The sequence below is a fragment of the Brevibacterium sp. GP-SGM9 genome (assembly GCF_047300845.1).
Taxonomy (GTDB): Bacteria; Actinomycetota; Actinomycetes; order Actinomycetales; family Brevibacteriaceae; genus Brevibacterium.
Genome location: NZ_CP178563.1, coordinates 1,920,311 through 1,946,268, shown reverse-complemented (window position 1 = coordinate 1,946,268; position 25,958 = coordinate 1,920,311). Strand labels below are relative to the sequence as shown.

Genomic DNA, 25,958 nt, shown 5'->3' with positions numbered 1-25,958 from the left:
TTGTGCGCCCGCCGAGGTGGGTCAGAGGGTGTCGATCCAGGCGCGTACCCGCTCGTCGTCGGCACCGAGTTCGGGCGGCGCGAGATCGTAGGCGACCTCGGACTTCGACAGGCGGATCGGATTGCGGATGGTCGGGATGACGCGCTCACCCTGTCCGGTTTCGACGATCGGGTCGAGGCCGAGGTCCTTGGCGCGTTCGACGCCCTCGGCGATGGTGTTGATGGGGGCGCAGGGCAGGCCGGTGGCGGTGAGCTTCTCGAACCATTCCTGCGCGGTGTGCTGAGCCAAGGCCTCGAGGAGTTCGGGTTCGAGCTCCGCGCGATGGGCGTTGCGGGCCTTGGCCTCGGCGAAACGGTCGTCCGAGAGCCAGTCGGGTCGGCCGAGGACCTTTGCCAGGGTGGCGAACTGGCCATCGTTGGCTGCGGCGACGATGAGCTCCCCGGACTTCGTGGACATCGGCTGGTAGGGATAGAGGCTGGGGTGGGCGTTGCCCATCCGAGTCGGGGTCACCCCGGCGGCGGCATAGGCGCCGGACTGGTTGGCCAGGCCGGACATCGCCGAGGACATGAGGTTCGTTTCGACGAGCTGACCTTCTCCGGTGGTGTTTTTGTGCTGGAGGGCCGCGAGGACGCCGATCGCCGTGTGCAGGCCGGTGATGACGTCGAAGACTGCGATGCCGGCGCGATACGGGGAGCCCTCGGGGCTGCCGGTGATCGACATGAACCCGGACATCGCCTGGACCAGCAGGTCGTAGCCGGGCAGTGCGTTGTGTGCGCCGAAGCCCGTGACCGAGGCGTAGATGACCTTGGGGTTGGGCACTGGGCTGGTCTGTGTGACGGACTCGTAGTCGAGGCCGTACTTCGCCAGTCCGCCCGGCTTGAAGTTCTCGACGATGATGTCCGCGCGGGCCGCGAGCTTCCGGGCGACCTCGAGATCCTCGGGATCGGAGAAGTCGAGGACGATGTCGTACTTGTTGCGATTGATCGACAGGAAGTAGGTGGCGTCGTCCTCGCGCACCGGTGGGCTCCAGTGCCGGGTGTCATCGCCCCTGGGGCCTTCGACCTTGATGACCGTGGCGCCGAGGTCGGCGAGCATCATCGTCGAATACGGTCCGGCGAGAACCCGCGAAAAATCGACGACGACCTGGCCGGAAAGCGGGCCGGTGCCGGCGCGGGGGAGGAGGTCGTCAATCCTGTCGCCCGCAGTGGTGTCGCCATTCGTCAATGAAAGCTCCTGTCGTCGGCCCGAAGTCTGATCCGCGTGTTCCACCCCACAATATAGCATTGTGGATAATAATGATTAAAGACTAATATCGGATTCGATATGTAAATCGAGTCATGCGGCGGAGTGATCAGCGATGGAGATACAGCAGGCCCGAGCCTTCCTCGTGGTCGCCGAAGAGCTGCACTTCGGTCGCGCCGCCGAACGTCTGGGTGTGCTCCAGCCGCCGCTGAGCCGCACCATCAGATCGCTCGAGGACAGCCTCGGCGTCTCGCTGTTCCACCGCACCACCCGCAGCGTTCGGCTCACCCCGGCCGGTGAGGCGCTGGTCGAGCCGGCGCGGAAGATGCTCGAGATCCAACACCTCGCCGTCGATTCCGTGCAGCGCGCGGCGACGGGGGAGACCGGGAGGCTGAGCTTCGGTTTCGCCCGTTCGTCCTCGCGCGCCTTGGCCGCGACCCTGGTCGCCGCCTCCCGTGGGGCCCATCCCGGGATCACGTTCGGACTCGAGTCGAATGTCTTCGCCGAGGAGGGGCTGGAGCGCCTCGTCGACGGTTCGCTCGATCTGGCGCTGGTCCGGTGGGCGCAGCAGCCGCCGGGTGTGACCGGAAGGGCCGTGATGATCGAGCGACTCTGCGCGGCTCTGCCCGAGGGGCACCGGCTGGCAAGGCGGTCCTCGATCCGCGTCGAGGAGCTGGCCGAGGAGGACTTCATCACCCTGCCCGCCCACCCCAGCTCGACGCTGCGTGAGAACACGATGCGGCTGTGCCGGGAGGCCGGATTCAGTCCGCGGGTGGCACAGATCGCTCCCGATTCGCAGACCATCGGCGCGCTCATCGCGGCCGGCTTGGGCATCTCGATCACCTTCGACTCGGTGTCGGCGAATGCGCGCGAGGCCGGCACGGTGGCCGTGCCTCTCGACATCGCCGATGAGCCCTCAATCCTCTACCTCGCCCATTTAAGCGATCACGGCATGGCCTCCTTGGGCGCCGTCCTCACCCTCGCCGAGGCGGTCCTGCCGACGGTCGGGTGAGGCGGATTCCAGTCGACGGGGTGGTCATCATCCTCGCCGAGGAGGTGCTGCCGTCGATCTCACAGCCGCGCATTCCACTCATCCAGTCGTTCGCGGAGGACGTCGGCGGTGATCTCGGTCCGCCCGATGCCCAGGTAGTTCGGCAACCAGGTTTCGACGCGGTCGTGTGCTCGGGCCGCGGCCTGCACGTCCCAAGCGGCGATGTCGTTGATCGGGCGGCCGAGAATCCGTTCGTACTCGCGTAGGAAGACGTCGGCGGCCTCGGGAGAACCGAGGAGCGCCAGATCCTGCCGGCACCAGGCGAGGTCGACTCCGCGCGGACCGCACCCGGCACCGGACCAGTCGACGACTCCGGTGAGGCGCTCGCCCTCCCAGAGGGCGTTCCCACACCAGAAGTCCGTGTGGAGGAGCACCGGATCGTCTCTGTCGAGATCGCCCCATTCTTGTTGGGCCCGCCGGGCGATCGCGGAGTCGCCGGTGGGCGGGGTAGCTGGAATCGGTCGCAGTCCGTCGCCGTCGAGTTCGTGAATGCGGGCGAGAGCGGCGGCCATCTCTGTGGCCATCATCGAGGGCGAGAGTTCGGTGCCGGGCACCCTGCCCGGCACGCGCGAGGTGATGATGACCGGCTCGACCGTCGTAGTGCCGGCGGCCACCAGGTGAGGAACCCAGGTGCCCAGCCGGGTCAGTCGCGCGAGGACTTCGGCTTCCCTGAGGGCAGCATCGTCGTGGGCGGGGAAGGCGCGGACGACGAGTTCGTCCTCACCATCAGTGGCCAGAAGCGTGGTCGCATGCTGTCCGGCGGTGAATTCGTCGAGCAGCGTCAGCTCTCGCCCGAGCAGTCTAGAGGCCGAGCTCAGCGCCTGCCGTCGGGTGTCAAGCACGAACGTCGTCCTGTCGGCGGTCGAGCATGCGGCGCAGCCCTTCGACATAACGACGAGCCATCATCCTCTGCGCCGCGACCGAGAACGGGGCGAACGCACGCAGCAGGGGATGTCCCGGCACCGAATCCGAGACGATCGAGACGATGAGGCGGTCATCGGATGCGGAGAGATCGCCGAGGCGGTCATCCGCGCCGATGGAGACGAGGAACGTCTGTTCCCCGGACTCGAGATGCCCTGGCAGGGTGCGGTAGACGAAACCGGCCGCCCGCGGTTCGTCGATGACCTCGAGGACTTCGCACGAGCCCACGCGAACGTTCAGGTCATGACCGCGAAGTCGCCTCGGCGAGGTTGGCCAAACCGGGTTGAGCCTCAGGTTCACAATCATCCCGGCCCGGACACGACGCCTGGGTCGGGCGATGACGCCGGCACCTTCCTGCAGGTGCCAGGTCAGGATCGCCTCGCGGGCCAGCGGAAACAGCGATGCCGGACCGGCATCCCGGTGGTGTTCCAGGTGGTTCATCGGCGCTGGGCCTCCCTGCCGCTTCCTTGTCATCGGAGAGTCCTTGTCATCAGGGACTTCTCCTGCCTACGATACAAACACCCTACTGAGCGAACGCTCGGTTTCTAACTCGGACGATGGAGTTCCCATGAGCGAGCAGACCACCACGGACACGACGAACCACCTCGGGCAGCGCTTCACCGGGCAGGTCGCCCTCATCACCGGCGCCAGCCGCGGCATCGGGCTCGGCATCGCCCAGCGGCTGCAGGCCGAGGGGGCGACCGTGGTCCTCACCGCTCGCAAACCCGAAGCTCTCGCCGAGGCGGTCGCGCAGTTCCCGGAAGGCACCGCGCTCGGAATCGCCGGCAAATCCGACGATCCGACCCACCGTGCCGAGGTCTTTGACACGATCTCCGAGAAGTTCGGCCGCCTCGACGTGCTCGTCACCAACGTCGGCATCAACCCGGTCTACGGACCGCTCATCGACATCGACCTCGACGCAGCCCGGAAGATCCTCGACGTCAACGTCCTCGGCACCCTCGCCTGGGTGCAGGGTGCGGTCCACCACGAGAACCTGCAGTTCAAGGAGAACAAAGGCCGAGTCGTGTCCATCTCCTCGGTCGCCGGGGAACGGCCGAGCCCGGGAATCTCCTTCTACGGCATCTCGAAGGCCGCCGTGTCCCACCTGACCCGATCGCTGGCCGTCGAACTCGGCCCCGACATTCGCGTCAATGCGGTGGCTCCTGCTGTGGTCAAGACGAACTTCGCCACCGCCCTCTACGAAGGCCGCGAGGAGGAAGTCGCCGCGTCGTACCCGGTCGGGCGCCTCGGCACCCCCGAGGACATCGCCGGAGCTGTGGCCTACCTCGCCTCGTCCGACGCCGACTGGATCACCGCCCAGGTGCTCACTGCCGACGGCGGCGTCATCACGGCCGGCGGCTCGGCCTGAGAGTCTTCCTCGTCGGACGAGTCTGCCCAGTCGGGAGACTCGCCCGCGACCCACTCGCGGCTCCGTCTCGACCCCGTCCGCACCCCGTCCGCACCCCGCGATCTCGGCGTTTGGCCCGCCGTGATCCCAGCCACTAGACTTGGCCCCATAAACACATAGCCACACACAATTTCATACTGCCGTTAAGACATGACGTGGGAGAGCTGCTCAGTCGTCGCGATAGCTTCAGCCATCGGGACCAAGCCATGCAGCGCCGTAGGTGCAATTCCCTCCCCGGGAAACTCTCAGGCCCAGTACCACCGATTGCAGGCATATCTGAAGGAGCCGACTCCGGCTCGCCGCGCGCCACGAGCGCACGACGACCAAGGAGACGTGCGCCCGACAGATCGGGGAGGACCACCACTGCTCAGTGCGTCCTCCGTAGGCGGGCGCGACACCGACCCAAGGACGGCAATGACCAGTTCACTCGCCCACACCAGTTCGCTCGCGCACACCACAGCGCCCACCGGGGACACACCGCGCCCCTTCTCCGACCGCCACATCGGTCCCCGCGCCGATGACACCCAGGCCATGCTCGCCGAACTCGGCTACGACTCCCTCGAAGCGCTCTCCGCCGCCGCGGTCCCGTCCTCCATCCAGGTCGACGGACTCGACCTGCCCACCGGCCGCTCCGAGGCCGAAGTCCTCGACGAACTCCGTGCGATCGCAGGCCAGAACATCATGCGCAAGCAGATGATCGGCCAGGGCTACTTTGACACGATCACCCCCGCCGTGATCCGCCGCAACCTCGTCGAGAACCCCGCCTGGTACACCGCCTACACCCCATACCAGCCCGAGATCTCCCAGGGCCGCCTCGAAGCCCTGCTCAACTTCCAGCAGGTCGTCCAGGACCTCACCGGCCTCGACATCGCCAACGCCTCTCTCCTCGATGAGGCCACGGCCGTCGCCGAGGCGGTCCTGCTCATGCGTCGAGCCGTGAAGAAGGGGACAACCGTCGTCCTCGACTCCGAACTCCACCCGCAGACCATCGCCGTCGTCCGCGCCCGAGCCAAGGCCATGGACTTCTCCATCGTCGTCGCCGACCTCGCCGAAGGCCTCGTCGGCGAGGACATCTTCGGCATCGTCTGCGCCCAGCCCGGCACCACCGGCGTCATCCGCGACTTCTCCGACGCCGTCACCGGAGCCCACGACCGCGGCGCACTGGTCACCTTCGACGCCGACCTGCTCGCGCTGACCCTGCTCAAGGACCCCGCCGCCCAGGGTGCGGACATCGCCGTCGGCTCCGCCCAGCGCTTCGGCGTCCCGCTCTTCTTCGGCGGACCCCACGCCGGGTTCATGGCCGTGAAGTCCGGCCTCCAGCGCCAGCTGCCCGGCCGCCTCGTCGGTGTGTCCAAGGACGCCCAGGGCAAGCCCGGCTACCGCCTGGCCCTGCAGACCCGCGAACAGCACATCCGCCGCCAGAAGGCCACATCCAACATCTGCACCGCGCAGGCACTGCTGGCCAACGTGGCCTCGATGTACGCCGTCTACCACGGCCCCGTCGGCCTGACCCGCATCGCCTCCCGCATCCACCGTCTGGCCCAGGAGTTCGCCACAGCTGCGGACACCGCCCCCGGCGCCGAGGTGGTCAGCCGCGACTTCTTCGACACCGTGGCACTGCGCGTCGCCGACGCCGAAGCCGCCCGCGTCGTCGCCGAACGCGCCGGATACAACATCCGCGTCATCGACACCACCACCGTCGGGGTCTCCTTCGGCGAACCCCACACGGTCGCCGATGCCAACGGCCTGCTCGAAGCCCTGAGCATCATCGCCCGGATCGATGAGGCGAACTTCGAAGCCGCCTCGGCGGGGACCTTCGGAGCCAACCACGTGCCCGCCCCGGCCTTCGGTGAGGACTTCCACCGCGAAACCGAATTCCTCACCCACCCGATCTTCAGCGCCCACGGCTCCGAGACCTCGATGATGCGCTACCTGCGCACCCTGGCCGACCGCGACCTGGCACTGGACCGGACGATGATCCCGCTGGGCTCGTGCACGATGAAGCTCAACGCCGCCGCCGAGATGGAACCCATCACCTGGCCCGAATTCGCCTCCATCCACCCCTTCGCCCCGGTCGAACAGACCCACGGCTGGCGCAACCTCATCACCCGCCTGGAGAACTCGCTCGTCGAGGTCACCGGCTACGACCGCGTCTCCCTCCAGCCCAACGCCGGCTCCCAGGGTGAACTGGCCGGACTGCTGGCCATCCGCAAATTCCACCTGGCCAACGGCGACACCGATCGCCGCGTCGTCCTCATCCCGCAGTCGGCGCACGGCACGAACGCCGCCTCGGCGGTGCTCGCCGGACTCACCGTCCAGGTCGTCGCCACCGCCGACGACGGATCGGTCGACATGGACGACCTCGACGCGAAGATCGAGAAGAACGCGGAGAAGCTCGCCGCGATCATGATCACCTACCCCTCGACCCACGGCGTCTTCGAATCCGAGGTCCGGGAGGTCTGTGAGAAGGTCCACGCCGCCGGCGGCCAGGTCTACGTCGACGGGGCGAACCTCAACGCCCTCGTCGGACTCGCTAAGCCCGGCGAGTTCGGCGGCGACGTCTCCCACCTCAACCTGCACAAGACCTTCTGCATCCCCCACGGCGGCGGCGGACCCGGCGTCGGACCGGTCGCCGTGCGCGAACACCTCGCCCCGTACCTGCCCGGCGATCCCACCGAACCGGACCTCGTCGCAGGAACCGGGGAGACACACGAACTGCCGATCTCCGGATCCCTGTTCGGTTCAGCCGGCGTGCTGCCGATCAGCTTCGCCTACCTCGAGCTGATGGGCGGCGACGGCCTGCGCGAGGCCTCCCGGGCGGCCTTGCTGGGTGCGAACTACCTCGCGGCCAAGCTCGGCGACGTGTTCCCGATCCTCTACTCGGGCGAGAACGGTCTGGTCGGCCACGAGACGATCCTCGACCTGCGGGAGGCCACCGCGAAGTCCGGCGTCACCGCCGAGGATGTGGCCAAGCGCCTCATCGACTTCGGCTTCCACGCCCCGACGCTGGCCTTCCCCGTGCCCGGCACCCTCATGGTCGAACCGACCGAATCCGAGGACAAGGACGAACTCGACCGGTTCATCGAGGCGATGCGCACCATCCGCGCGGAGATCGACGCGATCGGCGACGAATACTCCTGCGAAGCCTCACCCCTGGCCGGTGCCCCGCACCCGGCGACCGTGGTGATGGACGACTGGAACGGCGAATACTCCCGCGAGACCGCGGTGTTCCCGGTGCCCGGACTGCGCCACACGAAGTACTTCCCGCCGGTCAGCCGCATCGACGGAGCTTACGGCGACCGCAACCTGGTGTGCTCCTGCCCGCCGCCAGAGGCCTTCGAGATCAACGAGGAAGAGGACGCGTCATGACACAGGTCAATCAGCCGCAGAGCAACGAGACCCCGCTGCACGACATCCATGCCAAGCTCGGTGCCTCCTTCACCGACTTCGGCGGCTGGGACATGCCGCTGAAGTACGGGTCGGAACTCGCCGAGCACCGCGCGGTTCGCGAGGCTTCCGGCATCTTCGACCTCTCCCACATGGGCGAGGTCCGCATCACCGGTGCCCAGGCCGCGGCCTTCCTCGACTACGCGCTGGTCGCGAAGTACTCGGCGATGAAGATCGGTCGGGCCAAGTACGGCGTCATCGTCAACGACGCCGGGTACCTCCTCGACGACCTCATCACCTACCGGGTCGGCGACGAGGAGTTCCTCATCGTCCCCAATGCCTCGAACACCCCGACGGTGGTCGCTGCACTCAAGCAGCGCCTCGCGGACTTCATCCACGGGGAGGGTGCCGGTGACGATGTGCGACTCTTCGACGAGTCCGCGGACACCGCGCTCATCGCTGTGCAGGGACCGAACTCGGAAGCCATCATCATCCGCGCCCTCGACGAAGGCGCGCATGGGGAATTCGGGCCGAGGACCACCTCGGCGGACGGATCCGCAGCCAGCGCCGCAGCTGTCGACGCGGGTGCGGGTTCGGGTGCGGCGGAATCCGAGAGGATCACCGTCGCCGAGGTGGTCCGTGAGCTCAAGTACTACGCGTGGATGCCGCTGACGATCGCCGGCATCGATCTCGTGCTCGCGCGCACCGGCTACACCGGCGAGGACGGATTCGAGCTCTACATGCCCAACCTCGCAGCAGCCCGACTGTGGGAGACGCTGACGAGCGCCGGTGCCGACTACGGACTCGTGCCCTGCGGTCTGGCCGCGCGCGATTCGCTGCGTCTTGAAGCCGGGATGCCGCTCTACGGCAATGAGCTCAGCCTCGAGACCACGCCTTTCGATGCCGGACTCGGCCGCATGATCGGGTTCAAGACGAAGGAGAAGTTCGTCGCCCGTGAGGCACTGGCCAAGCTGGGCGAGACCGAGCCGGCGCGCGTGCTCGTCGGGCTGACGTCCGAGGGACGTCGGGCGGCGCGCTCGGGCGCGGCGATCTTCGCCTCCGAATCCGAGGTCGGCACTCCCGGCGCCGAGGTCGGCACCGTCACTTCGGGCCAGCCTTCGCCGACGCTGGGACACCCCATCGCCCTGGCCTACCTCGACCGGACTCTTGCCGAGCCCGGCACGCCCGTTTCCGTGGACATCCGCGGCAAGGCCCACGATTTCACCGTCACCGCGCTGCCGTTCTACAGGCGCGGCGAGAACTGAGGAAGCTCCTCTGGGTGTTCCTGGTGACTCGTACACTGGGGGCATCGGTGACCCGATCCAAGCCGTCACGAGGCCCGTGGCCGGCGCAAACTGCAGCGAAAGAAGGAAGAGAACATGGCTGAACTGCCCCCGCTCCCGGAGAACTTCACCTACTCGGCCGAGCACGAGTGGATCAATGCCGGAGCCGATGACATCGTCGGCAGCACCGTCAAGATCGGCATCACGGCCGTGGCCTCCGACGCCCTCGGCGAGGTCGTCTACGTCGACCTGCCCGCCGTCGGCGACACCGTCACCGCCGGTGAGACCTGCGGCGAGGTCGAGTCGACGAAGTCCGTCTCCGACCTGTACTCGCCGGTGACCGGCGAAGTCGTGTCCACCAACGAACTCGCCACGGCGAACCCCGGACTGCTCAACTCCGACCCCTACGGCGACGGCTGGCTCATCGAGGTCGCCGTCACCGAACTGGGCGAGGTGCTCGACGCCGCCGGCTACGCCGAGGCGAACTCCCTCTAGAACACTCTCCAGATCTCCCTCCGATCGACCGGATCGGACCATCCCTGATCGGCCGGATCGGCCCAGGCTCCATGTGTGTCTGAGCCCGGGAACGGTCCGGTCGGTCGCATCAGTCGACCGCAACAGCCGGTCGCATCAACAGAATCGCGGAAACCGCTATGCCACTGAGCGTCTTCGATCTCTTCACCGTGGGCATCGGCCCCTCGAGTTCCCATACTGTCGGCCCGATGCGCGCGGCATCGAGCTTCCTCACACTCCTGGGCGAGAACCTCGGATCCGTTGCGAGCATCAGAGTTGATGTCTTCGGATCCCTCGCCGCCACCGGTGCCGGACACGGCACTTTCGACGCCATCCTGCTCGGCCTCGAGGGCTGCCGGCCGGAATTCGTCGAAGCCAATGAACTCACCGCCCGCCGCACCCGCATGTCCGAGACCGGAAAGATCCGCCTCGGCGATGGGGTGGGCGATGGTGCCGGTGCCGACGCCTTCGTCGAACTCGCCTTCACCGAGGACGATATGGTCAAGCGTCCCCTCACCGTCCTGCCCCGCCACACGAACGCCATGACCCTGGCCGCCTTCGACGCCTCCGGGCAGACGCTGGCCGAGGAGACCTACTACTCGGTGGGCGGCGGATTCGTCACCTCGGAGACCGAATTCCTCGAGAAGGAGCAGGCCGCCGACGCTGAGACCAAGGACAGCGAATTCGCCGTGGCCGATGAGGTCGTCGAGGCCGAACTCCAGTCCGCCAGTCAGGAGCTGCCCTACCCCTTCCACTCGGCCGTCGAACTCCTGCAGCAGTGCCACGACAACGGCATGTCGATCTCCGAGGTGATGCTGGCCAACGAGCTCTCGATGCGCGACGAGGACGAGATCCGACACGGACTCCTGCACATCTACTCCGTGATGGAGGAGTGCGCCTCGGCGTCCCTCGACCGCTCCGGCTTCCTGCCGGGCGGGCTCAAGGTCCGCAGACGGGCCCACGACTGGTACCTCAAACTCAAGGCCGAGGACCCGGACCGCGACCCCGGCTACTATCTCGAATGGGTCAACCTCATCGCCATGGCCGTCAACGAGGAGAACGCCTCGGGCGGTCGCGTCGTCACCGCCCCGACCAACGGGGCGGCCGGGATCATCCCCGCCGTGCTCCACTACGCACTCAACTACGTGAAGTCGGTGACCGAAGGGGGCGAGGCCGCCAAGCACGCGGCCATCGTGGACTTCCTGCTCACCTCGGCGGCGGTGGGGGTCCTCTACAAGGAGCGGGCCTCGATCTCCGGCGCCGAGGTGGGCTGTCAGGGTGAGGTCGGATCCGCCTCGTCGATGGCCGCCGGGGGACTGGCCGCCGTGATGGGCGGGAGTCCCGAGCAGGTGGAGAACGCCGCCGAGATCGCCATGGAGCACAACCTCGGCCTGACCTGCGACCCGATCGCGGGACTCGTTCAGGTGCCCTGCATCGAACGCAATGCGATCGCGGCAGGCAAGGCGATCAACGCCTCCCGGATGGCACTGTGGGGCGATGGGCAGCACCGGGTCAGCCTCGACGAGGTGATCGAGACGATGCGCCAGACTGGCGCGGACATGTCCTCGAAGTACAAGGAGACAGCGCAGGGCGGCCTCGCCGTCAACGTCGTCGAGTGTTGAGGGGTGGGTGTAGGGTGCCGGGTAGGGGCACGCGTGGCCTCGCTGCTGAGGCTTGGGTGGACGTTCTGGGCCGACTTCTTCTCCCGGAGTCGGCCCATCCATCCCACCTAAGCGCGGCGCTGCAGACCATTTTGCCCGCCTAGGCAAGCAGGGGTGGCCTCGAGGGAGTCGGGACCGGTGCCGGCAAGCCGACTTGAGTGCCGATCTGGGCGTCGAAAGACGTGGACGGCGTGGAACCGAAGTTCCAATAGGCCCCTAATGTAACGAAACGATAACGAAGCCCTGGCCCGTCATGAGCGCGATCGGCCGCCCTGACACATCCCAGAGATGCCATGGGGAAGCCCCGGTCGATGACCGTGCGGACACGCCCGGGAATCGCGGCCGAATGTCGCCCGAATCGATGAATCTGCGGTTGACGCTCATTCTCAGGTCGTTAGGTTTGAGGGCGTGACAAACACACTCGTTGAACCGAAGACGGAAACCGAACTCCGGACTCCCACGTTGGAGGACGGGCAACATCTATGGCGGCTCGCGAAAGATACGGCCGTGCTCGATCTCAACTCCTCCTATTCGTACCTGCTGTGGTGCCGCGACTTCGCGGACACCTCGGTGATCGCCTGGGTCGAAGATGAACCCGCAGGGTTCGTCACCGGCTACACGCGTCCGGAATCACCGGACACCCTGATGATCTGGCAGGTCGCCGTGAACTCGAAGTTCCGCGGCCGGAAGCTGGCCTCGGCCATGCTCCACGAACTCGCCGATCGGACCGACGCGCTCCGCATGGAGACGACGATCACCGATGACAACGAAGCCTCGAATCGACTGTTCCAGGCCTTCGCCGAGCAGCGCGATGCCGGTTTCGACCGCAGGCCGCTGTTCACTCCGGACCTCTACCCGGACGGCCACGACACCGAATACCTGTACGAGATCGCTCCACTCTGAACCCCTGCCTCGGTGCTGACAGATGCACCTGGAGGCATTGCAGGTGAGGTCGTCGGGCTCGGCCGCCAACGCTGAGCCCATCCGCGACACCACCACCGCGCCCGCCGCACGGCGTCCGCAGCGTACCGGCCGATCGGTCGGACCGACCACTGGCCGGACCGGCCACCGGCCAGTCCGGAACTATCGTCCGAAACAGCGCGAGACCCGGGAACGTGCGCACCGCGTCGGAAGCCGACGCACAATCGAGAAGTCGAAAGGACTCAAACGATGACCGACACGACTAAGACCGACAAGCCCGACATCTTCGAAACCCGCGAATCCGCCGTGCGCGGCTACTCGCGCTCCTGGCCGGCGACCTTCGCCCGCGCCGAGGGTGCGCATCAGTGGGACGAAGACGGCAAGGACTACCTCGACTTCTTCTCCGGCGCAGGAGCGCTCAACTACGGGCACAACAACCCTGTCGTGATGAAGCCCCTCGTCGACTACCTCCAGTCCGGTGCGGTCCTGCACTCGCTGGACATGAAGACCCCGGCCAAGCGTGAGTTCCTCGAGACCTTCCAGGACCTCATCCTCAAGCCGCGCGGACTCGACTACACCGTGATGTTCCCCGGACCGACAGGCACGAACACCGTCGAGGCGGCGCTCAAGCTCGCCCGCAAGGTGACCGGGCGCCAGCACATGCTCTCGTTCACCAACGCGTTCCACGGCATGACCCTGGGATCGCTGTCGGTGACCGGCAACTCGATGAAGCGCGAAGGCGCAGGAATCCCGCTGACCAACAGCTCGAAGATTCCCTATGACGACTACTTCGACGGCGAGATCCCTGACTTCCTGTGGCTCGAGAAGGTCCTCGAAGACTCGGGTTCGGGCGTCGACAAGCCTGCGGCCGTCATCGTCGAGACCGTGCAGGGTGAGGGTGGTCTGCGGGCCGCTCGCGCCGAATGGCTGCGCGCGCTGTCCGAGCTGTGCAAGAAGCACGAGATCCTGCTCATCGTCGACGACGTGCAGGCCGGCTGCGGTCGCACCGGCACGTTCTTCAGCTTCGAAGAGGCCGGCATCGAACCCGACATCGTCTGTGTGTCCAAGTCGATCTCCGGCTCGGGCCTGCCGATGGCGCTGACTCTGTTCCGTCCCGAGCTCGATGCCTGGGAGCCGGGCGAGCACAACGGCACCTTCCGCGGAAACAACCCTGCGTTCGTCACCGCGACCGCCGCGATCAAGAAGTTCTGGGCCGACAACACCTTCCAGAACGAACTGGCCGACACGATCGCCGCCCTTCACCAGCGCCTCGATGAGATCGTGGCCAAGTCCGAGGGCGCAAGCGTCCGCGGTCGCGGCCTGCTCGCGGGTCTGCACTTCGAAGACGACGAGGTGGCCGAGAAGGTCGCCGCGTACGCCTTCGACAACGGACTGCTGCTCGAGACCTCCGGTCCCAAGGACGAGGTCATCAAGATCATGCCGCCGCTGACGATCTCGGCCGAGGACCTCAAGGCCGGCCTCGACATCATGGAAGCCGGAGTGCTCAAGTTCGCTCCCGCCGCCGAGCCCGCGCTGGCCTGATCAGAACTCTGCCCGGGCTCACCCGAACTTCAGAACTACCGAAAGGACTTACGAATGTACGTAGTCAACCGCGATGACCTCAACGACACCGAGCGCGACATCAAGTCCGAGACCTGGCGCAGCCGCCGCATGGTGCTCGGCCGTGAGCGTGTCGGATTCTCCTTCCACGATACCGTGATCTACGCCGGAACCACCTCGACGTTCCACTACCAGAACCACGTCGAAGCCGTGTACTGCGTGCAGGGTAAGGGCACACTGACCGACGAGGAGACCGGGAAGACCTACCCGCTCCACGATGGCGTCATGTACATGCTCGACGGCCACGAGAAGCACACCGTTGTGGCTGAAGAAGAGCTGCGCATGGCCTGCGTGTTCAACCCGCCGGTCACCGGCCGTGAGGTCCACGACGAGAACGGCGTCTACCCGCTCATCGTCGAAGACGAAGAGGCTGCCGTGAGCTGAGAAGCATCACCTCGCCGAGGTTGCCGACAGTTGCGTCGGCGACCGCGGTCAGCTGAGAGGGCGGTTCGAGTGTTTCGGCACTCGGGCCGCCCTTTCGTATGCCCGGCTGATATCCGTCCGGATGCGACTTCAGCTGTGATAATGTTCGGTTTGACGAAACTTCAACTATCGTGACGCACTCTGCCGACATCACTCCAGTGACTCCGACTCTGGCATCCTCTGTCTACTCATTCTCATTGGAGTCACTTTGAAACTCATCAGACGCGCGCTCATTTCCGCTATTGCCGCTATTGCGTTGGCTGTTGGTCCTGCTGTTTCGGCCGAGGCCGCAAGCATCTCATTCGACGTTACGAAATTGTCGGCGAAAAGCATTGTCGTCAGCAACTCGAACTGCCGCAATGTCGACATCAACATGTCCCATAAGAAGTCGGGAGTCAGCGACTGGTACGTGGATGTCGATATCACACGACAAGGTGGTTTGGTTGACTATGCGTTCTTCCAGAACGGTGGCAACACAAAACGCGACCGCGTGATGGTCTGCCCTGATTGGACGGGCCTTGGGAAATACACGATGGGTCCGTCCGAAGTCTGGGCGAACAATTCAAGCTACTCGAAGTACGTAGACCGCACCGACTACACCAAGGGCTCCTTCTACATCCGCGGCAAGGCTTCTGCCTCGCTCTCGACCAAGCGCAGCGGCAACACCGTCACCCTGACGTCTTCGACCAAGGTCTACAACCCGGAGCAGTACGGCAAGGTCAACTACAACCCCAAGGTGAAGTTCCAGGTCAAGTCCGGCAGCAAGTGGAAGACCATCAAGACGGTCACCGCCAAGAAGGGCAAGGCGACGTACAAGGTCAAGTCGAAGAGCAAGAAGACCTACCGTGTGACCTTCAGCCAGGTCAGCTGGGCGACCGGCGCCACCTCGAAGTCGGCGAAGAAGTAACCGCGAGCATCCCACTGGGGATGCTCGCGGCTGACTGGTGTTGCTGTGTCCTCAGGCGATGCGCTCCATCAGGTGGTCACCCATCACCGCTTCTTCACGTTCGAGTTCTCTGATCACGTCAACCATCGTTCGCAGTCGCGGTACGGAGATTCCGTGCTGTTCGGCGATGCGTAGGACCGGCTCGTAGTGGGCAGGAACTTCGGTGGGACGTCTGCGCACGTTGATGTCCCTCCAGATACCGGAGCGCGTCTTCGTCTGACCTGCCAGCCACTCACAGAGTGAGTCGAATGCATCGTCGACAGTGGTTGCCGGTGCAGTCCTTCGATATTTGTCGGGAGCGAAAGCGTCGAAGCCTTCAAGCCGGAATTCGAGGGCATCCGAGATCGCGAAGACCTCGCGGGCGAGTTCGAGCATTGAGGTACGGTTCTCGCTGATCACCGTCGACATATCTTTGTCGATGAACGAGCTGGCCGTGAGCATCGCGCCGAACGCCAGTTTGGACCACAGGAAGCCGCTGACATTGTCGCTGACGATCGGTGTTCCCCAATGTGATAGTGCCTCGGCGAGATCACATACTCGATTGCTCGTCCCGCCGGCGAATTCACCGACCGCGATAGTGCCGATTCCGCCGTCTTTGATGACCCCCGGTTCGACGAGGTCGGCGAAGAGGTCGACGAATGCGATAACGGTCCGGTTGCGGCCGATGTGATCGGCGATGGTTGCTTCATTGAGGCCGTTCTGCATCGAGGCTACATAGCCGTCGGTGCGGAGCCGAGGGCCGACCCAGTCCATGGCAGCCTCGGTCGCCTGCGACTTGACCGCGAGCAACACAGGCCCCAATTCGTCGGGAGCTTCGTCTGGAGTGAAGGCTGGAAGGCGGGTCTTGAGAGTTCCGTTAGGGCTGTCGATCTTCAACCCGTGCTGGCGGATGGCCGCGACGTGGGCAGTGTCAGTGTCGACGATCTGAACGGGATGGCCTCCCGCAGCGAGGTGCGCGGCAAGTGTGCCTCCGATGGCACCTCCTCCGACGACTGTATAGATCGATTCTTCAGGGGAAGACGTGTTTGTCATTCGATCGTGCTCACTTTCGATGCTGAGGGTGCTGAACGTTTGCTGCTGGCGAATCGGGCTCGGTGCGCGTCTCGGGCCAGTGAACCGGAAGATTGAGTGCCCCGGCGGCAGAACCGCCGTCGACTCTCAGGATCTCGCCGGTGATCCATTCTGCTTCGGGAGAAGCGAGCCAGAGGACGGCACGAGCGATGTCGTCGGGTCGACCCTTGCGCCCGAGCGGATTGGACGAGACCTTTTCCACGTAGTCGTCGCTGAGACGATTGAGCTCGCTGTTGACGACGACGAATCCGGGTGCCACGGCGTTGACCCTGATCCCCAGGGGGCCCAATTCGAGGGCGCTGGCTCGTGTGACCATCTCCACTGCCGCCTTCGACGTCGTGTAGGGAGCGGCGCCGGGGCGCGCTCGCAGCGCCGCACCCGAGGAGATGTTGACTACAGACGGGTACCCGAGTGGCAGCTCCTCGGCGAGGTGACGGATTCGGTTGGCGAATTCCACAGTCAGCAGCTGCGGCGCTCGCACATTGATCGACTGCACTGCGTCCCAGATCTCGGCGGTGATGTCGAGTAGGGGAACGGCGGGGTACACGCCCGCGGAGTTGACGAGGACATGGACATCACCGTGAGAGAAGGCTGACTCGATCACCGAGGCCGGTGCCTCGGGATCGCGCAGGTCGCACGTGATCGGATTGACGTCAGAGGCGCTTCGGCGAAGGTCATCGGCCAGCGCACTAAGTGCCTCGCCGTCGAAATCGACGATGGTGATTTGGTTGCCCCGATCGGCGTACTGACGGGCGATCTCCCTGCCGATGCCGCTTGCGGCGCCCGTGATGAGGATATGAGGAGCGAAACCTGTGCTCATGCGATCTTCTTTCCCTTGGTCTCCGGCATGGTGAGATAGACGGCCAAACCGACCGCGGCCGCGATGGCGCAGTAGATCCACACTTTGTCACCGATTCCGATGTCGTTCATCCACGTGATGATGTAGGGAGCGGTGCCGCCGAAAATGGCGACTGCCAGAGCATAGGGGAGTCCGATGCCGGTTGCGCGGATCTCCGGAGGGAATTGCTCGGCCATGATCACGGCACAGTTGGCGGAGTAGCCGAGCAGCAGCGTCATGCCGACGATCTCAACGGCCAGGAAGACCCAGAAATTGTTGTCGAGGAAGTTGAGCAGGGGGAACGCGAGGACGAGGAATCCGCCGGCGAAAGCGGACATCGTCGGTTTGCGGCCGATCTTGTCAGACAGGATGCCGACAAAGGGCAACATGCAGATGAAGTACCCGATTGCGATGAAGTTGGCGGTCAGAGCCTGATTGAGCGGGAGGCCGGTCACGACATGGGCATAGGTCGGCAGGTACGAGACCCAGATGTAATAGAGCAGAGTTCCAGCGATGGTGATGCCGAAGACCCGGGCGACGGCGCCGGGCTGCTTGACGAACATCGTGAGGTAGGAGCGCTTCTGCTTCGGTTCGCCTTTGCGAGCGGCTTTGGTCGCTTCGAACGATTCGGACTCGGCGACATTCGTCCGCAGCCACAGTCCGAACAGTCCCAGGAGCGCGCCGAGTGCGAACGCCAGGCGCCAACCCCAGGAATCGAGAGCGTCGGAGTCGAGCGCGGAGGTGATGACTGCTCCGATACCGGCGGCGATGAGGCCCCCGGCTCCCACCGAGACCTGTTGCCAGGACCCGGCGAAGGCCCGGCGCTTGGGTGCAGCGGCCTCGACCATGAAGGCCGAGGAGGCTCCGAACTCGCCACCGGCGGAGAAGCCTTGGAGCATGCGGGCCAGCACCAGTACGATCGGGGCCGCGATGCCGATCATCGAATAGTCGGGGGTGACCGCGATGAGGAGCGAGGCACCGGCCATCAGACCGATGGTCAGCGCCATTCCCTTCTTGCGGCCGTGACGGTCGGCGTAGTTGCCGAGGACCGCGGCACCGATCGGACGCATGATGAAACCGACGGCGAAGACAGCGAGTGTGGCGAGCAGTGCCGCTGCCGGGTCGTCGCCAGGGAAGAAGTGAACGGCGAAGACGGACGAGAAGGTTGTATAGATGGCCCAGTCGACCCATTCGACTGTGTTCCCGACGGCACCGGCGAGCAGTGCCTTTCGACCCTTCTTCGACAGTTTCGTGTCGTGGGGCGGATGCGTGTGAGTTGCGTCAGTGGACATGATCGGTTCGTTCCTTCATGAGGCGAACGGGGTGCCAGCGACCCCGGATTCGGATGGAGAGAGCGAGAGCGCTCGCTGTGACGAGATGGTGCAGTGAGGCCCAGGGGGTGCAGAGGAGCCCCGAGAGAAGTGCCCAGGCGTGATGATCAGTTCGTGGCGGGCGGTGCGATTTGGGCATTCAGATGATCGGCGAGCTGAGCGTGCGTGCCGAGCCAGACATCGTCGAATGTTCGGATGTAGCTCAGGAGTCGGTCGACCATGGCGATCCTGGAGCGGTGCCCGCTGATGTGCGGGTGCAGAGTCAGCTCGAAGACTCCTCCGGCGGCGTGCGCTGCGTCGAATTCGTCTATCCAGATGCGCTCGACGTCACGGGGAGAGAGATGAGGGCGCAGGCCGCCGAAACGGTCCATCATGAAGTAGGGCGCATCATCCCTGATCCATTCGACTGGGATTTCGATGATCCCAGTCGGTTCGCCATCAGCATCGAGCTCGTAGGGTTCGTCATCGGCCATGAGAGAGGAGTCATACGCGAACCCGAGCTCTCTGATGACCCTCAACGTGGATTGGGAGAAGTCCCAAGAGGGAGTGCGGATACCTGTCGGCCGAGCGCCGCTAAGCTGCTCGAGCACGTCAGTGGCCCGACCGATGAGGTCGAGTTCGGCTTCGTAAGGCAAAGCGGTGTTGCGTTCATGAATCCACCCGTGCACAGCGACCTCATGTCCGCCTGCAACATATCCCTCAATGTCTTGGGGGTGCAGGAGGGCAGACACAGCCGGGACGTAGAAGCTGGTAGGCACCTCATACTTGGCGAGCATGTCGAGGATCCTCGGCACGGCGACCCGGCTGCCGTACTCGCCTTGGGCGAGGGAACCCGGTGAGGTCTGCCCATCGCGCAGGTACGGCGTCTCATGGTCGGAATCGTATGCGATGAGGACTGCACAACGAGCCTGCTCCGGCCAGCGCTGCGTGACATCGTCGTGAACGAGACTGCGTCCGGCCCGTACGCGATTCACCTCTGAGCGCCATTGCTCTTCAGGCCATTGCCATGGCTCAGCAGGGATGGAAAGCGATGAGGGATTCTGTGAGGACATGACATCTCCTGTCGGTTCGGGTTGTTCTGTGTCGTGACATCACATCGGGTCGTGGCTTCTCTGCCTCGTCGATGTCGATGAGAGTCCGTGGGTCAGGGTCGTGGTCGGAGGTATTCGATCGGGTCGAGCGGCTGTCCGTCCGTCGCGTACCTGCCGTCGATGATCGAGGTCCACACGCGTTTGTAAGTTGCCGTCTGAATCGAGAGCTCTGCACTGCGGATTCCGGGCAGTGAACCGAGCACCTCAGTCGTGTAGTGGAACAGTTCGGTGCGGTCGCGGAGGATGAACTGACCGGCGAGGCTGCAGTTGCCTGTCGTCGCGGTGAGGTACTTCGTGGACGGATGCTCCGCCAGTGTGAGTGCGGTCTGCCTGAGATGCTGCGGTTCGACCACCAGCCAGAGGTGGAACTCGGTATTGAAGCCGAGCAGTTCGGGTTCGACGAGGATCCGGAAGTCGAGCACCCCGTGCTCTTTCAGCTGTTCGATCGTGCGGGCGGCGGTGTTCTCGGACTTACCGATTGATGCAGCGAGGTCACCGAGTGAGGTTCGCCCGTCGTGCATGAGCATGCCGAGCACCTTGACCTCGGACTGTGAGAGGTCGAGATGCGGTGCCGGTTCGGTCTTGACCGGAGCGAGTCGCGTAGGCTCGTGCGATTCGAACGGAGGCGCCCAGTCCTGTCCAGAGGCGAAAGCATGCGTAAGGAGCAGGCTTTCCGCCGATGCTGAAGTCCCCTCGGTGATCTCGGCAACGAGTCGGCTGTAGTCCACGTCGGGAGGCAGAACCATCTCCGCGGCGATGTCGACGGAGCCCAAGAGAGTGTGGAACGAGCGCACTTCGATGCGCTCCCTCAGCCGGGGGATGAGCACGTCCAGGTCACCATGCGCATTCGAGATGCGCATGTAGATCGGGGTACCAAGCCCGAGTCGGACGACGTCGGTGGCACCGATGACGCGGATCAGGCCCCGGTTGTGCAGGCTCTCATAACGTCGGCGGACGGTGACGGCCGAGACGCCGACCTGCTCGGCCACCCTCGACCACGGTGCGCGGCCGTCACGATGCAGTGCATCGACGATTGCGCGGTCCACCGGGTCCAAAGCTTCGCTAACAGGTGTGTTCTTGTTCACATGATGATCATATTCGTCATTCAAGGGAAGTCAATAGTCGGTTTGCTTCAAATATGCAGATGCAAAGCGAATTATTACCCAAATGCGGTGGCTGTGCGGCATGTCCCGGCGTGATCGCTGTGCTGAACATCATCACTCGCGGACCGTCAGATCTGCACCGTTCATATATCCGCGTGATCCTTCGAACGGTCCCAGGGCTTCGAAGATGGGAAAAGCAAGCACGCCGAGCTCGGCCGAGACCGACCATCCCGTCGCCTCGGCGAGGATATCGGCCAGCTCCGTGCGGTCGACGGCCATCAGCAACTCCTCCTTACGGTCAGGTGGTGACTGAATGCGCTCGGGAGTGATTGATCATCGGGCGCCCCTTCAACGAAGGGGCGCCCGATACATCTGCGCGATCATGGAGAGTCAGGATCACGCTGCACACGCGAACATTGCTCCAGCACCATCACTCGCTATCGGAACGCACCTTTTTGCCGCGGTCGTGCCAGAACTTCGCCGTGGTCACCTCGTCGGTGCCGTCCCAGGCCTCGACCTCGGTGTTGATGCGCTTGAACGTCGGCAGATCTCCACGACGGAAGATCGGCTCCTCGCCGGCTCGGCGCTGCTTCTGGTAGTTCTTCAGCAGTGAGAACACCAGTGGCGAGAGCATCAGCAGGGCGAAGAGGTTGATGAGCGCCATGATCGCCATGAAGATGTCCGCAGCGGTCCACACGAGGTCCAGAGCGGCGATCGCACCGACAAACACTGCCGCCATGACGATGACCTGATAGATGCGCAGGGCGACCTTGCTCGTCGTCAGGTGTTCGATGTTCGCCTCGCCGTAGTAATAGTTGCCGAGGATCGACGAGAACGCGAAGAGGAAGATCGCCACTGTCAGGAAGTGGATCGCCCACTGTCCGAGCTGGCCGCTCAGCGCCGTCTGCGTGAGCTGGATGCCTTCTGCCGAGGTGCCGTACTCAGGGTTCGAAAGCAGGATGATGAACGCGGTGATCGAGCAGACGAGGATCGTGTCGAAGTACACGCCGAGCGCCTGCACGAACCCCTGCTTGGCCGGATGCGAGACCGAGGCCGTCGCCGCCGCATTCGGCACCGAACCGATACCCGCCTCATTGGAGAACAGGCCGCGCTGAATGCCGAGGAGCATCACCGAACCGATGGTGCCGCCGGCGACCGACTGCACACTGAACGCCTCGGAGAAGATCGTCGCGATCATCGTGGGAACGGCGCCGATATTCATCACCACGACGATGATGCCGACGATGAGGTAGAGGCCGGCCATGAACGGCACCAGGTAGGCGGAGATGTTCGAGATGCGCTTGGCACCACCGGCGAAGATCGCGAAGGCGGCGACGGCGATGATCGCACCGGCGATCGCGGCGAATGCCCCGTTCGAGGAATCGACGTCCAGGGACGCCCCGACCGCGTCGACGATCGAATTCGACTGCACCGAGTTGAACACGATGCCGTAGGTGATCGCGACGATGACGGCGAAGACGAGACCGAGCCACTTCATGTTCAGCCCGTGCTTGATGTAATACGCGGGACCGCCGCGGAAGTTCGGGCCGTCCTTGAGCTTGTAGAGCTGCCCGAGAGCGGACTCGGCGAATGCGGTGGCTCCGCCGACGATTGCCGTCAGCCACATCCAGAACATCGCGCCGGGGCCGCCGAGCGAGATCGCCAGGGCGACTCCGGCGATGTTCGCCGTACCCACGCGTGAGGCCGCGGAGATCGAGAAGGCGCGGAACGGCGAGATGTTCCGGTTGCCTTCGGTGTCCCGTCCGCCGGGCTCCGTCAGGGTGCGGAACATCTCAGGGATCAGCCGCACCTGTACGACGCCGGTGCGGATGGTGAAGTACAGGCCCGTGGGGATGAGAACAGCCACGAGGACATATGACGAGACGGTGCTGAAATTGTCGAGCGCACCTTGGAGCATCTCCATTGAACTGCGTCTCCTTCGGCAATCGAGCTGCGGGGACGGAAGGCGAAAAGGCGAAGACTCCGTCCGTGTTTCCCTCCAGTCTGCCATCTCCGATCAGGGCGTGCGTCGGCGGCCCTCAGGGAGACGTGCGGAACCGTTGAGCGGGGCCACCGCCAGGATTCACGTCCCGTCCACTCGCACATCATCCGCCCATTGCCCTGGACGGATAGCCTCATCGGCAATGTAGTGCATCATCGGTCGCTCGCACCGCTACTGATCGGCCACCCGTAGGAGTCCCCATCATGCCCATCACCCTCAACCCCCAGACCGCCTCCCTCGGCGCTCGCACCTGTGTTCCGCCGCTCGTCATTGCGCACCGAGGCGCGTCCGAGCAATGGCCGGAGAACACGATCCCGGCGTTCTCTGCCGGTATCGATCAGGGTGCCGACATGATCGAGATCGACGTGCACCTGAGCCGCGACGGCGAACTCGTCGTCATCCACGACGCCACGCTCGAGCGCACCACCGACGCCCGCACCCTCTACCCCGACCGCACCGATCTCAGCGTCGGCGGGATGAATGCCGCCCAGATCGCCACACTCGACGCCGGCAGCTGGAAAGGCGAGCAGTTTGCAGGAGTGCGGGTGCCCCGCCTCGGCGAGGTCCTCGACTTGGTCCACACCACCCGCACCGGCCTGCTCCTCGAGGTCAAGCATCCGTCCCGGTATCCCGGAATCGCCGAGGTGCTCGCCCGGTCTCTGCAGGCCGATCCTCTCTACCTCGACCGGGCATTGGCCGCGGGCATGCTCGTCGTCCAGTCCGCCGACTGGGGCTTCGTGCGCGAATTCCACGAGCTGCTCCCGGAGATCCCGGTCGGAGTGCTCGGCCGTCCCTGCCCCGATGAGCTCTATGGCTTCGCCGATTGGGTCGACCAGGTCAACCCCGAGTACCTGGCAGCGGACATCGAATACCTCGGCTTCGTCCACCAGCTCGGGATGTCGAGCCTCGTCTGGACGATCGACTCCGACGAAGACATGGAGAAGGCCATCGATGCCGGTGCCGACGGCATCATCACGAATGTGCCCGATCGCCTGATTGCACTCATCGACATCCTCTGACGGGGGTGATGGTCTAATCATTGCTCAATGAGCGTGGGGGCGAGAATTCGAATGGGATGATTCCCCGTATCTGACGGCGAGCAGAGTGTTCGCAAGGCTGAGTCCCTCGGGCGAATGGGGATGAACGTGTTGGCGACCCTATGGATACGATTTAGCTGGTAAGACGACGTGCTTTCCCTTTGCTTGGCCCGGCAGTGAAGCGAAATTCGCGGTAACAACTTCTGTGTTGACGCGCCCGGCGAATGTTGATTAAGCTCGAGGTTGACCCACAGATTTCTTTCGAGCGCTTCTACTTGCCGCAATTGCAAGAGTTCATAAGGAAACAATGAAAAAACGAGGATTGCGGAAAGCTGCGGCGGGACTCTCGGTCAGCGCGCTGGTGATGATGTCCGTTTCGCCCGCGAGCTCAGCGACGACTTCCACCTGGGCCGGCTGGACGGATTTGGAAGGAGAGAGCCGCGACTACACCGCAAGCATGACGCTGGCCGGACAGCCCGAACTGTCCGCGGACGTCACCTCGGATTCCCGAGCCGGAAGCGTCGGATTCATCAGCGGATCGTCGACTTGGCTGTCCGAAGGTACGCCCGTCGGTGCGAAATACGGGTCTAGTCGCAATCAGCCGTACCTCAACTTGCGTCCGTACGCGGACAGCGCCAGCAGTCCGTCGACGACTACCTACGCTTTCGATTCGCCGACACCGAAATCGGGCTGGTCTTTCGTGCTCGGCGATATCGATGCCGATCAGGTCAGCATCTCGGCGACGACCGCAGAAGGGCATCCGGCGACCTCCGAGGACCTCGGATTCAAGGATGGTTTCAACTACTGCGCCGAAGGCGTAGCTGGGAAACCCTCATGCTCCGGATCTGCCGAGGACGTGCCGCGGTGGGATGAGACCACGCTGACTCTGACAGGCAACGATCAGGCAGAGGATACGTCCGGTGCTGCTGCCTGGTTCGAGCCGAATGTGCCGTTGTCCTCGTTGACCTTCGAATTCACTCGGCGGTCGGGTTTTCCTGTTTATCAGACATGGTTTGTCTCTCAGGCGCGCGACATCACCGGGTCCGTCATCGACGAAGTCGATGGGCCGCTCGGCGGCGTAGAGGTGACGTTGACCGACGCTGATGGTGCGGTCCTCGCGACGACGACGAGTGAGGCCGACGGCAGTTACGCTTTCCCCGAATGGTTTGCCACCGATGGTTACGTCGTGTCATTCACTGTCTCTGACGGGAAGACCGTCGTCGGTGACGATTCCCAGGCCATCGACCTGAGCGAGGAGGACGGTGTCGCAGACTTCGTCGTCCGCGATGACTCGGACGAAGACCTGGACGCGGCGTCCGATGAGGATGCTGGCTCCGATCCTGACGCGGATACCGCGGCCGACTCGGATGCGGCGTCTGATGAGGATGCGGGTACTGATCCGGATGCGGCGTCTGATGAGGATGCTAACTCCGATCCCGATGCGGCCACCGCTACTGACCCGGACGCGGACACCACGTCTGATCCCGACACCACTTCCGATCAGGAGGCCACCTCCGACGACGCTAGCGATCCGAGCGCAGACTCCGCAGTAGACGTCGCCGCCGAAGCCGATTCCGTTGCAGACAGCGATGACTCTTCTGCCGGAACCGGTTCCGAAGCCGACAGCATGGGCGGGGACGACGTAGACAGTGATTCGGCGGCGGATTCCACTCCCGATCCGGCCGATGCTGCGGGTACCGACGACGGCGGAAAGTCCGCAGATGCGGCAGAGGGCACAGGCGCACACGCAGGGGGAACCTCGGGATCTGATTCCTCGTCGAGTTCAGCAGATGGCGCTCGTCTGCCGGTGACCGGCAGCACGGGCCTGCAATACAGTGTCGGTCTCGGTGCGCTTCTCGTCGCCACCGGTCTTGTACTGGTCGTGGCCGTCCGCCGACGTCGCGGCTGACAGATCGAAGACTTCGCCGATGAGTGCGGTGACCGTGCCCCTGCGGTCGCCGCACTCATTTTCGTCACTGGCATGCATCCGGAGCGTGGGGTCCTCTGATATCGGCGTCGTGGCTTCGTCAGCCAGGCCGTTGATGTGGCCAGTGGTGCGGCAGCATCTGAGTTGATTTGCCCCCTCGTCCACGGTCGCGCCGGGGAAGC

General features: G+C 64.5%; 22 protein-coding genes and 1 riboswitch. Of the genes, 12 read left to right on the top strand and 10 right to left on the bottom strand.

Annotated elements, in window-relative coordinates:
• Window positions 1–21 precede the first annotated feature (21 nt).
• Window positions 22–1,224 carry a CaiB/BaiF CoA transferase family protein gene (locus ACH82I_RS08815; RefSeq protein WP_413336695.1) on the bottom strand — a complete coding sequence of 401 codons (1,203 nt, stop codon included), beginning with the start codon at window positions 1,222–1,224 and terminating at the stop codon, window positions 22–24.
• A 133-nt stretch (window positions 1,225–1,357) separates the two neighbouring features.
• Between ACH82I_RS08815 and ACH82I_RS08810 the strand changes: the two genes are divergently transcribed.
• Window positions 1,358–2,254 carry a LysR substrate-binding domain-containing protein gene (locus tag ACH82I_RS08810; protein ID WP_413336694.1) on the top strand — a complete coding sequence of 299 codons (897 nt, stop codon included), beginning with the start codon at window positions 1,358–1,360 and terminating at the stop codon, window positions 2,252–2,254.
• A gap of 59 nt (window positions 2,255–2,313) precedes the next feature.
• Here the strand turns inward: ACH82I_RS08810 and ACH82I_RS08805 are convergent, their stop codons facing one another.
• Window positions 2,314–3,135, bottom strand: a complete 822-nt coding sequence (locus ACH82I_RS08805; protein ID WP_230748304.1) for a phosphotransferase family protein — start codon at window positions 3,133–3,135, stop codon at window positions 2,314–2,316.
• Window positions 3,128–3,688 carry a DUF1990 family protein gene (locus tag ACH82I_RS08800; RefSeq protein WP_413336693.1) on the bottom strand — a complete coding sequence of 187 codons (561 nt, stop codon included), beginning with the start codon at window positions 3,686–3,688 and terminating at the stop codon, window positions 3,128–3,130. The genes ACH82I_RS08805 and ACH82I_RS08800 overlap by 8 nt, the downstream gene beginning before the upstream one ends.
• A gap of 94 nt (window positions 3,689–3,782) precedes the next feature.
• Here ACH82I_RS08800 and ACH82I_RS08795 point away from each other — a divergent pair, with 94 nt between their 5' ends.
• The 9 genes from ACH82I_RS08795 (at window position 3,783) to ACH82I_RS08755 (ending at window position 15,337) form a co-directional block, all read left to right on the top strand.
• Entirely contained in the window at window positions 3,783–4,583 is an 801-nt protein-coding gene (locus ACH82I_RS08795) for an SDR family oxidoreductase (protein ID WP_413336692.1), read from the top strand.
• A 185-nt stretch (window positions 4,584–4,768) separates the two neighbouring features.
• A riboswitch (glycine riboswitch) is annotated at window positions 4,769–4,892 on the top strand.
• A gap of 144 nt (window positions 4,893–5,036) precedes the next feature.
• Window positions 5,037–7,991, top strand: coding sequence for an aminomethyl-transferring glycine dehydrogenase (gene gcvP, locus ACH82I_RS08790; protein WP_413336691.1), 2,955 nt, complete (start codon window positions 5,037–5,039; stop codon window positions 7,989–7,991).
• Window positions 7,988–9,274, top strand: coding sequence for a glycine cleavage system aminomethyltransferase GcvT (locus ACH82I_RS08785; RefSeq protein WP_413336690.1), 1,287 nt, complete (start codon window positions 7,988–7,990; stop codon window positions 9,272–9,274). Before gcvP ends, ACH82I_RS08785 begins: the two co-directional genes overlap by 4 nt.
• Window positions 9,275–9,388: 114 nt before the next feature.
• Window positions 9,389–9,787 carry a glycine cleavage system protein GcvH gene (gene gcvH / locus ACH82I_RS08780; protein WP_230748314.1) on the top strand — a complete coding sequence of 133 codons (399 nt, stop codon included), beginning with the start codon at window positions 9,389–9,391 and terminating at the stop codon, window positions 9,785–9,787.
• 158 nt (window positions 9,788–9,945) lie between these two features.
• Window positions 9,946–11,427, top strand: a complete 1,482-nt coding sequence (locus tag ACH82I_RS08775) for an L-serine ammonia-lyase (protein WP_413336689.1) — start codon at window positions 9,946–9,948, stop codon at window positions 11,425–11,427.
• A 447-nt stretch (window positions 11,428–11,874) separates the two neighbouring features.
• Window positions 11,875–12,369, top strand: a complete 495-nt coding sequence (gene ectA / locus ACH82I_RS08770; protein ID WP_330166667.1) for a diaminobutyrate acetyltransferase — start codon at window positions 11,875–11,877, stop codon at window positions 12,367–12,369.
• Window positions 12,370–12,636: 267 nt separating this feature from the next.
• The gene (gene ectB / locus ACH82I_RS08765; RefSeq protein WP_230748320.1) at window positions 12,637–13,929 is read left to right on the top strand and encodes a diaminobutyrate--2-oxoglutarate transaminase; all 1,293 of its coding nucleotides are present in this window, start codon (window positions 12,637–12,639) and stop codon (window positions 13,927–13,929) included.
• Window positions 13,930–13,983: 54 nt separating this feature from the next.
• Complete coding sequence (locus ACH82I_RS08760; protein WP_413336688.1) at window positions 13,984–14,391, top strand: ectoine synthase; 408 nt, start codon at window positions 13,984–13,986, stop codon at window positions 14,389–14,391.
• A 247-nt stretch (window positions 14,392–14,638) separates the two neighbouring features.
• Window positions 14,639–15,337 (top strand): hypothetical protein, encoded by a 699-nt coding sequence (locus ACH82I_RS08755; RefSeq protein ID WP_413336687.1) that lies wholly within the window; start codon window positions 14,639–14,641, stop codon window positions 15,335–15,337.
• 51 nt (window positions 15,338–15,388) lie between these two features.
• On the opposite strand, the gene ACH82I_RS08750 is transcribed toward ACH82I_RS08755, so the two are convergent.
• The 7 genes from ACH82I_RS08750 to ACH82I_RS08720 form a co-directional block, all read right to left on the bottom strand.
• The gene (locus ACH82I_RS08750) at window positions 15,389–16,408 is read right to left on the bottom strand and encodes a ketopantoate reductase family protein (protein ID WP_230748325.1); all 1,020 of its coding nucleotides are present in this window, start codon (window positions 16,406–16,408) and stop codon (window positions 15,389–15,391) included.
• Between the two features lie 10 nt (window positions 16,409–16,418).
• Complete coding sequence (locus ACH82I_RS08745) at window positions 16,419–17,267, bottom strand: SDR family NAD(P)-dependent oxidoreductase (RefSeq protein ID WP_413336686.1); 849 nt, start codon at window positions 17,265–17,267, stop codon at window positions 16,419–16,421.
• Window positions 17,264–18,577 (bottom strand): MFS transporter, encoded by a 1,314-nt coding sequence (locus ACH82I_RS08740; protein WP_413336685.1) that lies wholly within the window; start codon window positions 18,575–18,577, stop codon window positions 17,264–17,266. The genes ACH82I_RS08745 and ACH82I_RS08740 overlap by 4 nt, the downstream gene beginning before the upstream one ends.
• Window positions 18,578–18,723: 146 nt before the next feature.
• A complete protein-coding gene (locus tag ACH82I_RS08735) occupies window positions 18,724–19,590 on the bottom strand; it encodes a polysaccharide deacetylase family protein (RefSeq protein ID WP_230748331.1) in 867 nt (288 codons plus the stop codon).
• A gap of 170 nt (window positions 19,591–19,760) precedes the next feature.
• On the bottom strand, window positions 19,761–20,792 hold the full coding sequence (locus tag ACH82I_RS08730; protein ID WP_413336684.1) for an Lrp/AsnC family transcriptional regulator: 1,032 nt from the start codon (window positions 20,790–20,792) through the stop codon (window positions 19,761–19,763).
• A gap of 132 nt (window positions 20,793–20,924) precedes the next feature.
• Window positions 20,925–21,089: a hypothetical protein gene (locus ACH82I_RS08725; RefSeq protein WP_230748341.1), complete on the bottom strand. Its 165-nt coding sequence runs from the start codon at window positions 21,087–21,089 to the stop codon at window positions 20,925–20,927.
• A 151-nt stretch (window positions 21,090–21,240) separates the two neighbouring features.
• Window positions 21,241–22,734 carry an alanine/glycine:cation symporter family protein gene (locus ACH82I_RS08720; RefSeq protein WP_413336683.1) on the bottom strand — a complete coding sequence of 498 codons (1,494 nt, stop codon included), beginning with the start codon at window positions 22,732–22,734 and terminating at the stop codon, window positions 21,241–21,243.
• Window positions 22,735–23,015: 281 nt separating this feature from the next.
• On the opposite strand from ACH82I_RS08720, the gene ACH82I_RS08715 reads away from it, so the two are divergent.
• Together ACH82I_RS08715 and ACH82I_RS08710 are read left to right on the top strand one after the other, a co-directional pair.
• Window positions 23,016–23,831, top strand: a complete 816-nt coding sequence (locus tag ACH82I_RS08715; RefSeq protein ID WP_413336682.1) for a glycerophosphodiester phosphodiesterase — start codon at window positions 23,016–23,018, stop codon at window positions 23,829–23,831.
• 325 nt (window positions 23,832–24,156) lie between these two features.
• On the top strand, window positions 24,157–25,758 hold the full coding sequence (locus ACH82I_RS08710; protein ID WP_413336681.1) for a hypothetical protein: 1,602 nt from the start codon (window positions 24,157–24,159) through the stop codon (window positions 25,756–25,758).
• Window positions 25,759–25,958 lie beyond the last annotated feature (200 nt).

What these genes read in the sequence shown, in the direction of transcription:
- ectB (WP_230748320.1), top strand. Translation starts at nt 12,637, where the DNA reads ATGACCGACACGACTAAGACCGACAAGCCCGACATCTTCGAAACCCGC.
- gcvH (WP_230748314.1), top strand. Translation starts at nt 9,389, where the DNA reads ATGGCTGAACTGCCCCCGCTCCCGGAGAACTTCACCTACTCGGCCGAG.
- ACH82I_RS08710 (WP_413336681.1), top strand. Translation starts at nt 24,157, where the DNA reads ATGAAAAAACGAGGATTGCGGAAAGCTGCGGCGGGACTCTCGGTCAGC.
- ACH82I_RS08810 (WP_413336694.1), top strand. Translation starts at nt 1,358, where the DNA reads ATGGAGATACAGCAGGCCCGAGCCTTCCTCGTGGTCGCCGAAGAGCTG.
- ACH82I_RS08715 (WP_413336682.1), top strand. Translation starts at nt 23,016, where the DNA reads ATGCCCATCACCCTCAACCCCCAGACCGCCTCCCTCGGCGCTCGCACC.
- gcvP (WP_413336691.1), top strand. Translation starts at nt 5,037, where the DNA reads ATGACCAGTTCACTCGCCCACACCAGTTCGCTCGCGCACACCACAGCG.
- ACH82I_RS08725 (WP_230748341.1), bottom strand. Translation starts at nt 21,089, where the DNA reads ATGGCCGTCGACCGCACGGAGCTGGCCGATATCCTCGCCGAGGCGACG.
- ACH82I_RS08795 (WP_413336692.1), top strand. Translation starts at nt 3,783, where the DNA reads ATGAGCGAGCAGACCACCACGGACACGACGAACCACCTCGGGCAGCGC.
- ACH82I_RS08720 (WP_413336683.1), bottom strand. Translation starts at nt 22,734, where the DNA reads ATGGAGATGCTCCAAGGTGCGCTCGACAATTTCAGCACCGTCTCGTCA.
- ACH82I_RS08785 (WP_413336690.1), top strand. Translation starts at nt 7,988, where the DNA reads ATGACACAGGTCAATCAGCCGCAGAGCAACGAGACCCCGCTGCACGAC.
- ACH82I_RS08800 (WP_413336693.1), bottom strand. Translation starts at nt 3,688, where the DNA reads ATGACAAGGAAGCGGCAGGGAGGCCCAGCGCCGATGAACCACCTGGAA.
- ACH82I_RS08740 (WP_413336685.1), bottom strand. Translation starts at nt 18,577, where the DNA reads ATGTCCACTGACGCAACTCACACGCATCCGCCCCACGACACGAAACTG.
- ACH82I_RS08775 (WP_413336689.1), top strand. Translation starts at nt 9,946, where the DNA reads ATGCCACTGAGCGTCTTCGATCTCTTCACCGTGGGCATCGGCCCCTCG.
- ACH82I_RS08745 (WP_413336686.1), bottom strand. Translation starts at nt 17,267, where the DNA reads ATGAGCACAGGTTTCGCTCCTCATATCCTCATCACGGGCGCCGCAAGC.
- ACH82I_RS08750 (WP_230748325.1), bottom strand. Translation starts at nt 16,408, where the DNA reads ATGACAAACACGTCTTCCCCTGAAGAATCGATCTATACAGTCGTCGGA.
- ACH82I_RS08760 (WP_413336688.1), top strand. Translation starts at nt 13,984, where the DNA reads ATGTACGTAGTCAACCGCGATGACCTCAACGACACCGAGCGCGACATC.